This window comes from Neobacillus sp. K501, assembly GCF_053749995.1.
The window spans coordinates 359,053-372,411 of sequence record NZ_JBSLYA010000002.1 but is presented as its reverse complement, the minus strand read 5'-3'; the positions used below and the strand labels follow the sequence as shown (position 1 = coordinate 372,411).

At 39.7% G+C, this 13,359-nt stretch carries 16 protein-coding genes; 15 read left to right on the top strand and 1 reads right to left on the bottom strand.

All coding sequences use genetic code 11. From position 1 onward, the window contains the following. Nucleotides 1–19: 19 nt before the first annotated feature. From ACWM35_RS06430 to ACWM35_RS06380, 11 genes are all read left to right on the top strand, one after another. Complete coding sequence (locus tag ACWM35_RS06430; RefSeq protein ID WP_101579205.1) at nt 20–286, top strand: IreB family regulatory phosphoprotein; 267 nt, start codon at nt 20–22, stop codon at nt 284–286. A gap of 3 nt (nt 287–289) precedes the next feature. Further along, nucleotides 290–706, top strand: coding sequence for a Holliday junction resolvase RuvX (gene ruvX, locus ACWM35_RS06425; protein ID WP_454816577.1), 417 nt, complete (start codon nt 290–292; stop codon nt 704–706). A gap of 12 nt (nt 707–718) precedes the next feature. Next, nucleotides 719–1,009 (top strand): DUF1292 domain-containing protein, encoded by a 291-nt coding sequence (locus ACWM35_RS06420; protein ID WP_454816575.1) that lies wholly within the window; start codon nt 719–721, stop codon nt 1,007–1,009. Nucleotides 1,010–1,434: 425 nt separating this feature from the next. Next, the gene (mltG, locus tag ACWM35_RS06415; protein WP_454816573.1) at nt 1,435–2,571 is read left to right on the top strand and encodes an endolytic transglycosylase MltG; all 1,137 of its coding nucleotides are present in this window, start codon (nt 1,435–1,437) and stop codon (nt 2,569–2,571) included. A gap of 201 nt (nt 2,572–2,772) precedes the next feature. Next, nucleotides 2,773–3,414 carry an O-methyltransferase gene (locus ACWM35_RS06410; RefSeq protein WP_454816571.1) on the top strand — a complete coding sequence of 214 codons (642 nt, stop codon included), beginning with the start codon at nt 2,773–2,775 and terminating at the stop codon, nt 3,412–3,414. Nucleotides 3,415–3,419: 5 nt separating this feature from the next. Next, a complete protein-coding gene (locus ACWM35_RS06405) occupies nt 3,420–4,349 on the top strand; it encodes a peptidase U32 family protein (RefSeq protein WP_454816570.1) in 930 nt (309 codons plus the stop codon). Between the two features lie 17 nt (nt 4,350–4,366). Then, the gene (locus ACWM35_RS06400; RefSeq protein ID WP_454816568.1) at nt 4,367–5,638 is read left to right on the top strand and encodes a peptidase U32 family protein; all 1,272 of its coding nucleotides are present in this window, start codon (nt 4,367–4,369) and stop codon (nt 5,636–5,638) included. Nucleotide 5,639: 1 nt separating this feature from the next. Next, complete coding sequence (gene udk / locus ACWM35_RS06395) at nt 5,640–6,275, top strand: uridine kinase (protein ID WP_454816566.1); 636 nt, start codon at nt 5,640–5,642, stop codon at nt 6,273–6,275. Nucleotides 6,276–6,422: 147 nt separating this feature from the next. Further along, entirely contained in the window at nt 6,423–6,899 is a 477-nt protein-coding gene (greA, locus tag ACWM35_RS06390) for a transcription elongation factor GreA (RefSeq protein WP_454816564.1), read from the top strand. A 66-nt stretch (nt 6,900–6,965) separates the two neighbouring features. Then, nucleotides 6,966–8,726: a peptidoglycan D,D-transpeptidase FtsI family protein gene (locus ACWM35_RS06385; protein WP_454816562.1), complete on the top strand. Its 1,761-nt coding sequence runs from the start codon at nt 6,966–6,968 to the stop codon at nt 8,724–8,726. A 121-nt stretch (nt 8,727–8,847) separates the two neighbouring features. Next, nucleotides 8,848–9,519 (top strand): DUF1510 family protein, encoded by a 672-nt coding sequence (locus tag ACWM35_RS06380; RefSeq protein ID WP_454816560.1) that lies wholly within the window; start codon nt 8,848–8,850, stop codon nt 9,517–9,519. Between the two features lie 19 nt (nt 9,520–9,538). On the opposite strand, the gene ACWM35_RS06375 is transcribed toward ACWM35_RS06380, so the two are convergent. After that, a complete protein-coding gene (locus ACWM35_RS06375; RefSeq protein ID WP_454816559.1) occupies nt 9,539–9,742 on the bottom strand; it encodes a DUF2536 family protein in 204 nt (67 codons plus the stop codon). Nucleotides 9,743–9,888: 146 nt separating this feature from the next. On the opposite strand from ACWM35_RS06375, the gene ACWM35_RS06370 reads away from it, so the two are divergent. The 4 genes from ACWM35_RS06370 to ACWM35_RS06355 are packed head-to-tail and all read left to right on the top strand — an operon-like array spanning nt 9,889 to nt 13,319. Then, nucleotides 9,889–10,527 carry a class I SAM-dependent methyltransferase gene (locus tag ACWM35_RS06370; RefSeq protein WP_454816557.1) on the top strand — a complete coding sequence of 213 codons (639 nt, stop codon included), beginning with the start codon at nt 9,889–9,891 and terminating at the stop codon, nt 10,525–10,527. A 15-nt stretch (nt 10,528–10,542) separates the two neighbouring features. Continuing rightward, entirely contained in the window at nt 10,543–11,238 is a 696-nt protein-coding gene (gene mtnN, locus ACWM35_RS06365; protein ID WP_454816555.1) for a 5'-methylthioadenosine/S-adenosylhomocysteine nucleosidase, read from the top strand. Between the two features lie 22 nt (nt 11,239–11,260). Then, the gene (locus ACWM35_RS06360) at nt 11,261–12,184 is read left to right on the top strand and encodes a PLP-dependent cysteine synthase family protein (protein WP_454816553.1); all 924 of its coding nucleotides are present in this window, start codon (nt 11,261–11,263) and stop codon (nt 12,182–12,184) included. Nucleotide 12,185: 1 nt separating this feature from the next. After that, nucleotides 12,186–13,319, top strand: coding sequence for a bifunctional cystathionine gamma-lyase/homocysteine desulfhydrase (locus ACWM35_RS06355; RefSeq protein ID WP_454816552.1), 1,134 nt, complete (start codon nt 12,186–12,188; stop codon nt 13,317–13,319). Nucleotides 13,320–13,359 lie beyond the last annotated feature (40 nt).

Sequence of the window (13,359 nt, the reverse complement as noted above, 5' to 3'; positions counted from 1 at the left end):
AAAATGCGAGGTGCATGTCATGAGCTCATTTGATAAAACGATGAGATTTAATTTTCCTGAAGAGCCTTTCGAGCATGACGTTAATGATGTCTTGTTTCAAGTGTATGAAGCCCTGCAGGAAAAAGGGTATAACCCTATTAATCAAATCGTCGGATATTTACTGTCTGGAGATCCTGCCTATATCCCCCGTCACCGAGATGCACGCAATATCATTCGGAAGCTGGAGCGGGATGAAATTATTGAGGAATTGGTGAAATCCTATCTAAAACAACAGCGAGAGGGTTAAGGAATGCGGATATTGGGATTAGATGTAGGCTCTAAAACAGTCGGTATCGCGCTAAGTGACGAGCTTGGCTGGACTGCTCAGGGCCTCAAAACCCTCAAAATCAACGAAGAAAAAAATCTGTTTGGTTTTGATGAAATTGGTCAATTAATAAAAGAGTATGGTATAAGTAAAGTTGTCATTGGTTTGCCTAAAAATATGAATGGTTCGATTGGACCTCGCGGAGAAGCCAGCCAGAGGTTCGCTCAGGAAATCGAGGATCGTTTTGCTGTGCCCACCGTCTTGTGGGATGAGCGGTTAACAACGATGGCGGCAGAGCGGGTCTTACTTGAAGCGGATGTCAGCCGAAAGAAGCGAAAAAAAGTAATCGATAAAATGGCAGCAGTGATGATTTTACAAGGCTATCTTGATAGCAAAAATTAATGAGGTGAAGAAATGAATCACGGAGAAAATCAAATTACGATTGTCGATGAACAAGGAAACGAGCAATTATGTGAAGTGCTCTTTACTTTTGAATCAGAAGAATTCGGTAAGTCCTATGTGTTGTTTCAACAAATAGGAGAGAACGAAAACGATGAAGAAGGACCAGAAATCCATGCCTATGCCTTTAATCCTTCAGAAGACGGAGAAGATGGTGAGCTAATCCCAATTGAAACAGAAGAAGAGTGGGATATGGTTGAAGAAATGCTTAATACTTTCTACGATGAGCAGGAAGAAGAAGAATAAATTTGAAAAATCGACCTTTATATCAAGGTCGATTTTTTTATCCAATTTTCCTCCACTTTTCGTGATGTCCAGCTCCAGCGCCTAGGGCTCGGGTCATAAGCGTGTCTAGTTCCGGCTCCTTGGGACTCGAGTCGTAAGCCGCCCACTGATAAGGCAAAAAGCGCCTTCTTGCAGTGATCGTCTTACGCCTTCGTCCCAGAGCAGTCGCCTCCACTTTTCGTTCAATCCGTCAAGAAGGTTAAAGAGCAACCTTCTCGCCGGCTTGTCTTATGCCTGTCGCCCCTGGTCAAGGCGCTTCCGCTTTTCGTGATAAATTGACATTTTCCTCCGTATATGCTGAAATAATACCGATATGCATTTTTTATAATATATAAATGTGAGTTTGAAAGATACATGTTTCACCGGTTGTAGGGAGGAGCAGCTAAATGTCGACAGATGGAAAGAATGAGAAGAAAGAGTTGATTCGGAAAAAAATGCTTGAGCATCAAAGTGAAGCAAAAATTGTCCGAAGAATTGTAATGACAATCACGATTGTATCGCTATTGGTTATAACTGTGATTGGCGGGGGCGGATACCTTTATATTCAGTCCGCACTTAAGCCGGTTGACCCTGATAGCAAGGAACAGAAAAAAGTTGAAATTCCAATGGGGTCTTCGATCACTGGAATATCCCAAAGATTAGAAGATAGTGGTATTGTCAAAAATGCAAAGGTCTTTAAATATTATGTGAAATTTAAAAATGAGGCAGGTTTCATGGCGGGGGAATATGAACTGAGTCCTTCGATGGCAATTCCAGAAATCGTGAATCGACTAAAAACAGGTAAAGTATTGCAAAAAGCAGCTTTTCAATTAACGATTCCCGAAGGAAAACAATTAAAGGAAATCGCACAAATCATGGCGAAGGCAATTAATAAGCCAGAAGATGAAGTATTTAATCAATTGAATGATAAGACATTTATTCAATCGATGATGGCTAAATTTCCTGATCTGTTAACTTCTGATATTTTAAATCCGAATATTAAATATCCATTAGAAGGTTATTTATTCCCAGCGACCTACCCCTTCTACAAGCCGAATCCTACTGTTGAAGAAATGGTTTCAACGATGCTGACACAAACAGAGAAAGTGTTGGCTCCATTTGCAGAGGAAAGTCAGGAGAAGGAACTTTCAATACACCAGCTTTTGACCATGTCTTCATTGATTGAAGAAGAGGCAACAGAAAAGGCGGATCGCAAGAAGATCTCCAGTGTTTTTTATAATCGAATTGAACAGGGAATGCCATTACAAACAGACCCTACCGTTCTTTATGCCCAAGGAAAGCACAAGGAAAGAGTGTTGTACGAAGATTTAAAGGTCGATTCACCGTATAATACTTATAAGCATGTTGGACTGCCTCCAGGGCCGATTGCCAATTCTGGTAAGGATTCGATTGAAGCGTCATTACAGCCAGAAGATACAAAGTTCTTATATTTCCTTGCAACTGGGGAGGGAGATGTCATTTTTACTAAGACATTGGAAGAACATAATCTTGAAAAAGAAAAGCATATTACCAATAAAAATTAAAGGCTGATTAGGGGGAGAGGTTTTCTTTCCTCCATAATTATGTTAAAATAATTCAAGTGTTTTTATGCAGGTCATAGCGTTTTTTTATAAACGCTATTTTTTCATGTCTATAGATAGAAGGTTTAGCTAGTGCCTAAGAGCTTGGGGTTCAAAAGAATTAAGACAAGGTACTTACGCTTTTCGAGAGAGGGTGATGACAGCTTGCAAAATGATAAGCTGCATTCTTATATAGAGGGACTTATACCAGAGCGCAACTCACTCTTCATGGAAATGGAGAGTTTTGCATTAAATCACAAGGTTCCGATTATGGAGTTAGCTGGAATGGAAACGATGCTTCAAATCTTAAGAATCCATCAAACAAATAAAATTCTCGAAGTCGGAACGGCAATAGGTTATTCGGCTTTAAGAATGGCCGAAGCACTTCCAAAAGCAGCTATTGTAACCATTGAAAGAGATTTAGAACGGATTCAGTTAGCGGAAGATTACCTTAAACGTTCAGAGCACGGCGAACAAATAACCTTGATAAAAGGGGATGCTCTTGAAGTGGAAGAAATGGTTCGTCAACACGGGCCTTATGATGCGATTTTTATCGATGCGGCAAAAGGCCAGTATCAGAAATTCTTCGAGCTTTACGCTAAATTCCTTAATGAGGATGGACTAATCCTTACCGATAATGTGTTGTTTAAAGGGCTTGTAGCCGAAACAGAAATTGAGTCGAAAAGGATTCGTAATCTTGTTAGAAAAATAGATGGTTTTAACCACTGGTTGATGAATCACCCTGATTATCACACGGTTATTCTCCCGGTCGGAGACGGAATCGCGATCAGTAAAAAGAAGAGGTGAAAACGATGAAAAAAACAGAGATTTTGGTTACACCACTAACGACTGAAGATATTCTCCCTTTAGCAGAAGCGGGGGCAGATGCGTTTGTTATTGGTGAGCAAAGATATGGCCTGCGTCTTGCTGGTGAATTTAACCGGGATGATGTTAAGAAAGCCATTGACTTAGCTCATTCCCAAGGAAAGAAAGTGTATGTAGCCATGAATGCCATTTTTCATAATGAAAAAATCAATGAGCTTGGCGACTACATTGGATTCTTAAGTGAAGCAAAGGCAGATGCGATTATTTTCGGTGATCCTGCTGTTTTAATGGCAGCGCGTGAAGCAGCACCAAATATGAAACTTCATTGGAGCACAGAAACAACAGGAACGAATTGGTATACATGTAATTACTGGGGAAAAAAAGGTGCGAAACGTGCCGTACTAGCCCGTGAAATTAATATGGATGCCATCGTGGAAATAAAAGAAAATGCAGAAGTAGAAATTGAAGTCCTGGTACATGGGATGAGCTGTATGTTCCAATCAAAGCGTTCGCTGCTTGGAAACTATTTCGAATATCAAGGAAAAGCAATGGAAATCGAAAATAGAAAACAGCAAAAAAACATGTTCCTGCATGACAAAGAACGTGAAAATAAATATCCAATCTTTGAAGATGAGAATGGTACTCATATTATGAGCCCAAATGATATTTGCATCATTGACGAGCTTCAAGAAATGCTTGAAGCAGGTGTGGATTCATTCAAAATTGATGGGATATTAAAAACGTCTGAATATCTTCTTGCCGTTACGAAAGCCTACCGTGAAGCTGTTGATTTATTTTTTGAGGATCCAGATCTATATGAAGATAAAAAGGATGAGTTATTAGCTGCAATTGAAAAGGTACAACCAGCTAACCGCAAATTAGATACAGGATTCTTTTTCAAAGAAACAGTTTATTAAAAAGGAGGAGTTCATTCGTGAATATCGTTAAAGATAAGATTTCTGAAATCATCGATGGAAAACGTGTCATTGTGAAAAAGCCCGAACTCCTTGCACCTGCAGGAAATCTTGAAAAATTAAAAATAGCTGTTCAATATGGCGCAGATGCGGTATTTATTGGCGGCCAAGAATATGGTCTACGTTCGAATGCTGATAACTTTACCTTCGATGAAATGAAGGAAGGTGTCGAATTTGCAAAACAATTCGGCGCAAGAATTTACGTAACAACAAATATATTTGCCCATAATGAAAATATCGATGGCTTAGAGGACTATTTACTTGGCTTGAAGGAAGCGGGAGTGGCAGGAATCATTGTTGCTGATCCGCTAATCATTGAAACATGCCGTCGTGTTGCACCAGAAATTGAAGTACATTTAAGCACGCAGCAATCACTTTCAAACTGGAAGGCTGTTCAGTTTTGGAAGGAAGAGGGTCTAGAACGTGTTGTTTTAGCACGTGAGACTAGTGCTGAGGAAATCAAAGAAATGAAGGAAATGGTAGATATTGAAATTGAAACCTTTATCCATGGTGCGATGTGTATTGCCTATTCAGGCCGCTGTACATTGAGTAACCACATGACCGCAAGGGATTCAAACCGAGGCGGATGCTGTCAATCTTGCCGCTGGGATTATGATTTATACCAATTGGAAGGTGTCACAGAGGAAAAACCGCTATTCGCGGAAAACGATTCGCCATTTGCGATGAGCCCGAAAGATCTTAATTTAATTCAAGCCATTCCACAAATGATTGAACTTGGTATCGATAGTTTGAAAATCGAGGGCCGTATGAAATCTATTCACTATATTGCAACAGTTGTAAGTGTCTATCGCAAAGTAATTGATGCTTATTGCGCAGACCCTGATAACTTTGTGATTCAGCGAGAGTGGCTGGCAGAGCTCGATAAATGTGCCAATCGTGAAACAGCACCAGCATTTTTTGAAGGTGTTCCAGGGTATAAAGAGCAAATGTTTGGTAATCATAGCAAGAAGACAAAGTTTGAATTTGTCGGTCTTGTGTTGGAGTATAATCAAGAGACACAGATGGTTACGCTACAGCAGCGGAATCATTTTAAACCGGGTGATGAAGTCGAATTCTTCGGACCGGAAATTCAAAACTTTACTCATGTGATTGATAAGATTTGGGATGAAAAAGGAAATGAATTGGATGCTGCTAGACATCCGCTTCAGATTGTACAATTTAAATTGGACAAACCGGTTTACCCTAACAACATGATGCGAAAGGAGAACTAGGTTGATGCGCAAACCGGTTGTTATTGGTGTAGCCGGAGGTTCCGGCTCGGGAAAAACAAGTGTGACGAAAGCAATCTATGAAAGCTTTAAAGGTCATTCCATTTTAATGCTAGAACAAGATTATTATTATAAAGATCAAAGTGAACTCCCCTTTGAGGAACGCTTAAAAACGAATTACGATCATCCGCTGGCGTTTGATAATGACTTATTAATTGAACATATCGAAAAGCTTTTGCGCTACGAGGCAATAAATAAGCCTGTCTATGATTATTCGCTCCATACACGTTCAAATGAAGTGATTAATGTAGAGCCTAAGGATGTAATTATTTTAGAGGGCATTCTAGTTCTTGAAGATGAACGATTACGTAATTTAATGGATATTAAGCTTTTTGTTGATACAGATGCTGATATTCGAATTATTAGACGTTTGTCTCGTGACATTAAAGAACGTGGACGTACATTGGACTCAGTGATTGATCAATACACAAATGTGGTACGGCCAATGCATAATCAGTTTATCGAACCAACCAAACGATATGCCGATATCATTATCCCAGAAGGCGGCCACAATTACGTCGCTATTGATTTAATGGTCACAAAAATTCAAACAATTCTTGAACAAAAATCATTTTTATGACACAATAGCCTAAGAAAAGTCTAAAATAAAATCCATACTGGAGTGCGCGCCCTTTTTAGAGGACGCGCTCCTATGTATTTTGACAACCTACATAATTTTTCATCCACAATCTATGGGGGATTGTGAAGACTAGAAGGAGTGAGAGTTTTGGCAATAGAGAAAGTATTTCCAATGACACAAGCAGGTAAAGAGAAATTAGAACAAGAGCTTGAATATTTAAAATCAGTAAAGCGGAAAGAAGTTGTTGAAAGAATTAAAATCGCTCGTAGCTTCGGAGATTTATCTGAAAACTCTGAATATGATTCCGCGAAAGAAGAGCAAGCCTTTGTTGAAGGTCGTATTACGACGTTAGAAAATATGATTCGCAACGCTAAAATCATCGAAGAAGGAGAAATGACAAGCGACGCTGTAGCCCTTGGAAGATCTGTCACTTTTGTTGAGCTTCCTGATGGTGAGGAAGAAACATATACAATCGTTGGTAGCGCTGAGGCAGATCCATTTGAAGGAAAGATTTCAAATGATTCTCCAATTGCTAAAAGCCTTATCGGGAAAAAAGTGGGCGATGAAGTATCCGTTCAAACTCCTGGTGGTGAAATGAGCGTTCGTATCGTTTTGATCAAGTAATACATTTTTAGGGATAAATGTTTGAAATGAGCACACCTCGTCAAAACTTTTGACGAGGTGTTTTTTATGTGGCATAAGCGAACAAAGGGTTTGCTATTTTTAATTATGGCTGGTTTATTATTACTTATTGGACGTCTCATTCAAATTCAGTTAATACAAACAGAGTCATTTTCTAAGCACCATGTTAATTTATTGGAAGAGAGTGTAAAGCAAAGAACGCAAGAATTGGTTATTGATAATGGCCGTGGTAATTTTCTGGATCGGAACGGTAACTTTTTAACCCATAAAAAAGTATCTGTCCTTGTCCTATTTCCTTTTTTAAAAACTATGGACTGGGATGTGAAAAAAGTTTCCTCAATCACTGGCATATCAGTGAAAAATTTAGAAATTGCTGTTGAAACGGCAAAAAAGCCATTCTCCTACGGGGACCCTATGCCAATTGAGCTTACGGCTTCCCAAATGGAGAGAATTAATCAATTAGAAATACCAGGGGTTTTTGCTATTGAAAAGAAATTTGAACGCGCCAGTATTCCAGCGGAGCAATTAATTGGTCTTACCGGAGAAAATGTGGAGGAATTAAAAAAGCGCTATCCCAAAAAGGAACTTTCAGAAAAAACACTAATCGGTGTTTCCGGGCTGGAGGAGAGTTTTGACGAGTTCTTGCTTCCAGAAGGGAAATCGAAACTTGTCTACCATGTGGATGGGGATGGCGCACCCCTTTTTGGAATCAATGTTAAATACGTTGATCCTGCTAATCCCTTTTATCCTGTTAATGTAAGAACCACTTTAGATAATAGCTTGCAGCAAAAGTCCGAGGAGTTAGTGGACAAGTATGGGATTAAAAAGGGTGGATTAATCCTGCTCGATATTGAAAACAACAGTGTGCTTGCAAGTGTTTCTAGACCAGCAATTGATAAAAAAGATCCATATAGCGGTGCGGGGATCACGAACAGAATGCTTAAGCAAGAAATAATGGGGTCTATTTTTAAAACCGTCGTGGCCGCCGCTGCTATCGATCAAAATCTTGATGATCCTACTCGATTATTTGATTGCAGCAAAAAAATTAATGGTGATCCTGAGCTGAAATATAATTATGGGATGCTTTCATTTTCTGACAGCTTTGCGAGAAGTTGTAATCGGGCATTTGGTGAACTGGCAAAAGAGCTGCAGAAAAGGGATAAGGGCTTATTAGAGGAGTATGCGGCGAAATTGTCTTTGACAGGCACAGTTGGCTGGCAAGGAGAAGTCTACCATACGAGTCATTTTAAACAGCTTGTCGATGAGGATAAGGGGAGAGTATTTTTATCTGAGGAGGCCAGAAAAGACCCCAATTTTGCAGCGATGTCCGGGATAGGTCAACATGAGGTACGTGCAACTCCACTCGCTATTGCTAATATGATGGCCACCATTGCCAAAGGTGGTAAAAAGGAAATGGTTCGAACCGCTGCCAAAATTGAATATAAAAATGGGACAACCATGGTTGATTTCCAAAATCAAAAGCTACCTGGTGAAACCATTTCACCTTATACGGCTATGAAACTGCAAAAGCTGTTAAGAGAGGTTGTGATTAATCCTAATGGCACGGGAAAATGGTTTCAAAATCTCCCCTATGAAGTGGCAGGGAAATCGGGTACGGCAGAGACAGGCAAATATGAGGGAGACAATCAATTGCATAATAAATGGTTTGCCGGGTACTTTCCTTACCAAAATCCTAAATATGCATTAGTTACGGTCAATCTTGATGTGATAGACAGTGAAGGTGGAGTAAATTTATTATTTGCCGATATGGTAAAAATGCTTCATGACAATAACAAAGGGAATCAATAGTCCTAACTTAAGGGATATTCCTTCAAGTTCTCATCGTTTCATGTTAGAATATTGAAGACCTTATTTAATGTCTAGCTCCAGCGCCTAGGGGCTTCAGCATTTTTATTACGGAGGGATAATATTGAGTAACGATTTCCAATCAGGTTCGCGCTCTGGTTATCGAGCAAAAAGAAAGAAAACGAATCTTATTTTAAATAGTTTGATTGTCATTGTCCTAGCACTTATCGTTATTGTTGCTTACTCGATTTTTTCTTCAGGTGAAGAAAAAGCAACATCTACCCCTGAACCAAAAACCGAAGAGAAACAAACGAATAGTAAAGATGATAAAGCAGAAGATAATACAGAAAAACAAACTGAAGATAAACAGTCAGGAAAAGAAGATGATGATGATAAAGTAGATGAAAACAAAGAAGATGATTCTGATTCTGAAGAAGCTGATGATTCTGAGGCAATAGTGACAGCGGGAGATGGTACTTCCAATGTGTTGAAAACGATTGAAAATCCATCATGGAAACCAGTTGGCACAGAGCAATCTGGTGTTCACAATCCTGTTTATGATGATACATCCGTTGACTGGCAGGAAATGTTGAAGGCCATTTCTTATGCAACTGGATTAGATCAGAGCACGATGACGGTTTATTGGTTAGGAAGAGACCAATCTGCAACAAATGGATCTGTGGGAACAGTCTATTCAAAGGAAACACAGGAAAAATATCGAGTCTTCATCCAATGGGTGGATGGTCAAGGCTGGATGCCTACAAAAGTAGAAGAACTATCAGAACTTGAGAGGTAAGAGGATGGGGATTCCCATCCTATTTTTTTTTGAAATGAACAACTGCTGTAAAGAAAGTCTGTCCTTTATCCGTCACATGCATTTGATGTGAGACAGAATGGACGCCTAACAAAATAGCTTTATTTTCTTCAATTTTAACCTCAATCTTTTTTTCTAAGGATTTCAGATCAGTTGCCTCGAAAAATTCTACCTTATCCTCGATAAAATCAATTTGAAAATTCATTTCTATCACCCTTTCCACTACATTTTAGTTTTTCCTACTTGTTCACGCAATGAAATTTGAATAAATACAGTCTGTATGATAACATGTTTATAGATAATTCATAGTATACTCATAGGAATTATAAGATTGCATCTGGGGGAAGACATATGGGCAGAGAATTTTTAGATATATTTGAGGAATGGGCAGGTTCATACGACGAAACCGTTGTGGGACATGATTTAGAATATAAAGAGGTTTTTTCGCGGTATTATCAAATACTTGATGCAGTAGCAGACCGCTCACAGGGTCATGTGGTTGAATTTGGAATTGGTACAGGGAATCTTACAAAAAAATTGATAGAAACAGGCTTACCTGTTACCGGAATTGAGCCTTCGCCAGCGATGAGAAAAATAGCCGAAGAGAAGCTTGGCGAATCAGTACAGATTCTTGATGGTGATTTTCTTCAATTTCCTGAAATAGAAAATGTCGGTACCTTTGTAAGTACGTATGCTTTTCATCATCTTACTGATGAGGAAAAGGCAAATGCAGTAGCTCATTATGGCAAGCTTCTTTCTAAAGGTGGTAAAATAGTGTTTGCGGATACGATGTATGAATCAGAGGAAGATTATAATAATGCAATCGTTAATGCAAAAGATCAAGGCTTTCATAACCTGGCAAGTGATTTGGAAACGGAATATTATACGACAATTCCTGTTTTAAAAAACATTTTTGAAAATAATGGTTTCCGCGTGACTTTTACACGCTTCAATGACTTTGTCTGGTTAATGGAAGGTGTAAAACAATAAGAAAGAGGTTTGTACATGAAAATTGCCATCATCGGAGCAATGGAAGAAGAAGTAAAACTACTAAGAGAAAATATTGAAGGGCAAACGCAAGAAACCGTTGCCGGCTGCGAGTTTACATTTGGAAAAATGCAAGGAGCAGAAGTGATATTGCTGCGTTCTGGAATTGGAAAAGTAAATGCCGCGATGTCAACAACAATTCTATTAGAAAAATATAAACCAGACTGCATTATCAATACAGGCTCGGCAGGGGGCTTTAATCCAGATTTAAATGTTGGTGATGCTGTCATTTCCACAGAAGTCCGACATCATGATGTCGACGTAACGGCTTTTGGCTATGAATATGGACAGGTGCCGCAGCTTCCGCCAGCATTTACAGCGGATGAAAAGTTAATTACTGTTGCCGAAAACGCAGCTAAAGAACTGGAGAAATTCCAAATTGTAAAAGGCTTGATTGTAACTGGGGATTCGTTTATGGAAGATCCTAAACGAGTGGAATTTGTTCGATCAAAATTTGAAAATTTACAAGCAGTAGAAATGGAAGCTGCCGCGATTGCACAAGTTGCACACCGATTTGATGTTCCATTCGTGATTATTCGTTCGTTATCAGATATTGCGGGTAAAGAATCTGAAATTTCGTTTGATCAATTTATTGATCAAGCAGCAACCCATTCAGCCACATTGGTCATGAAGATGGTAGCGGCATTAGGGTAGTCAGCATGAAAGTGGTGGGAAAATGAAGGTTTACAAAAGTGTTCATGAATTAATTGGTCAGACACCTATTGTGGAAATTTCACAGTTTCCACTTCCTCAGGGTGTTCGGATTTTTGCGAAACTGGAATTCATGAATCCTGGGGGAAGTGTCAAGGATCGGCTTGGAATGGAACTGCTAAATGAGGCTTTTGAAAGTGGAAAGCTTAAGCCGGGAGGAACAGTCATTGAACCTACAGCAGGAAATACGGGGATTGGCTTAGCACTTGCCGCTTTAAATAAAGGAGTTCAGGTACTATTATGTGTTCCGGAAAAGTTCAGTATTGAAAAGCAAGAGCTTATGAAGGCACTCGGAGCAAAGATTGTTCATACCCCGACAGAAAAGGGGATGAAGGGTGCAATTGCTAAGGCAGAAGAGCTTAAGAAGGAAATCCCTGGAGCATATTGTCCTCAGCAATTTGGCAATCCAGCCAACCCTGAAACGTATTATAAGACGCTTGGTCCGGAAATCTGGGAACAGCTGGACGGAAATGTCAACGTTTTTATTGCTGGTGCAGGTACTGGCGGTACATTCATGGGGACAGCACGCTATTTGAAGGAACAAAATAAAGCCATAAAAACAGTCATTGTTGAACCAGAAGGATCAATCTTAAACGGTGGTGAATCAGGACCCCATAAAACAGAGGGCATTGGAATGGAATTTCTGCCTGGATATATGGATCCTGCCTATTTTGATGCCATTCATACGATAATGGATGTTGATGCCTTTCAGCTTGTAAAAGAATTGGCTGAAAAGGAAGGGTTGCTTGTCGGCAGTTCGTCTGGTGCGGCATTTAAGGCAGCGCTATTTGAAGCAGAAGTAGCTGAACCAGGTACTAACATCATTGTCATTTTTCCAGACGGAAGTGAACGATATTTAAGTAAAAAGATATTTGAAGGGGGGATTTAAGGTGAAAAGAAAAACGCAATTAATCCATGGCGGAATGAGCACTGACCCAGCAACAGGTGCTGTATCTTTTCCCATTTATCAGGTAAGTACTTATAAACAAGAAGGTGTCGGTGGTCATAAAGGCTTTGAATATTCAAGAACTGGAAATCCAACGCGGAATGCTCTTGAAGAGTTAATCAAAGATATCGAGGGCGGTAAAGCAGGCTTTGCTTTTGGTTCCGGTATGGCAGCTATTACGGCCGTTATTATGCTGTTTAACAGTGGTGATCATGTTATTTTAACTGACGATGTTTATGGCGGTACCTTCCGTGTCATGACAAAGGTTTTAAACCGATTTGGAATTGACTCCACTTTTGTTGATACAAGCAATTTAGACAATATTAAAGGTGAAATTCGCCCGAACACAAGAGCGATTTATATCGAAACGCCAACAAATCCATTACTTAAGGTTACCGATATTGAAGCAGCTGCTAAAATCGCGAAAGAGCATGGTCTGTTAACGATTGTAGATAACACGTTTTCAACACCATACTGGCAAAATCCAATTGAATTAGGCGCTGACATCGTTTTGCATAGTGCGACTAAATACATTGGAGGACACAGCGATGTTGTTGCTGGCTTAGTGGTGGTAAATAGTGACCAGTTAGCTGAAGACTTACATTTTGTACAAAATTCAACTGGCGGCGTTTTAGGGCCTCAGGATTCGTGGTTGTTAATCAGAGGTATCAAAACACTCGGTATTCGCATGGAAGAAACAGAAGCCAATACTAGGGCGATTGTAGAGTTCCTTCAGGGACATCCAGCTGTTAAAAAAGTCTTCTATCCTGGTATTGAAACACACCCTAACCATGATATTGCCAAAAGGCAAGCAAGGGGCTTTGGCGGGATGGTATCGTTCGATGTTGGCAGCGCAGAAAATGCAGATAAGTTATTAAGTAAAATTAAGTATTTCACATTAGCAGAAAGCCTTGGTGCTGTGGAAAGCTTAATTTCAGTTCCTGCAAGAATGACACATGCTTCAATCCCAACAGAACGCCGTGCCGAATTAGGTATTGTCGATGGTCTCGTACGTATTTCAGTCGGCCTTGAAGACGTCGAAGACTTAATTGAAGACTTAACACAAGCTTTAGAATAGTGAACTATATCCGGCTTCCGAGCCGGATTTTTCAATTAAC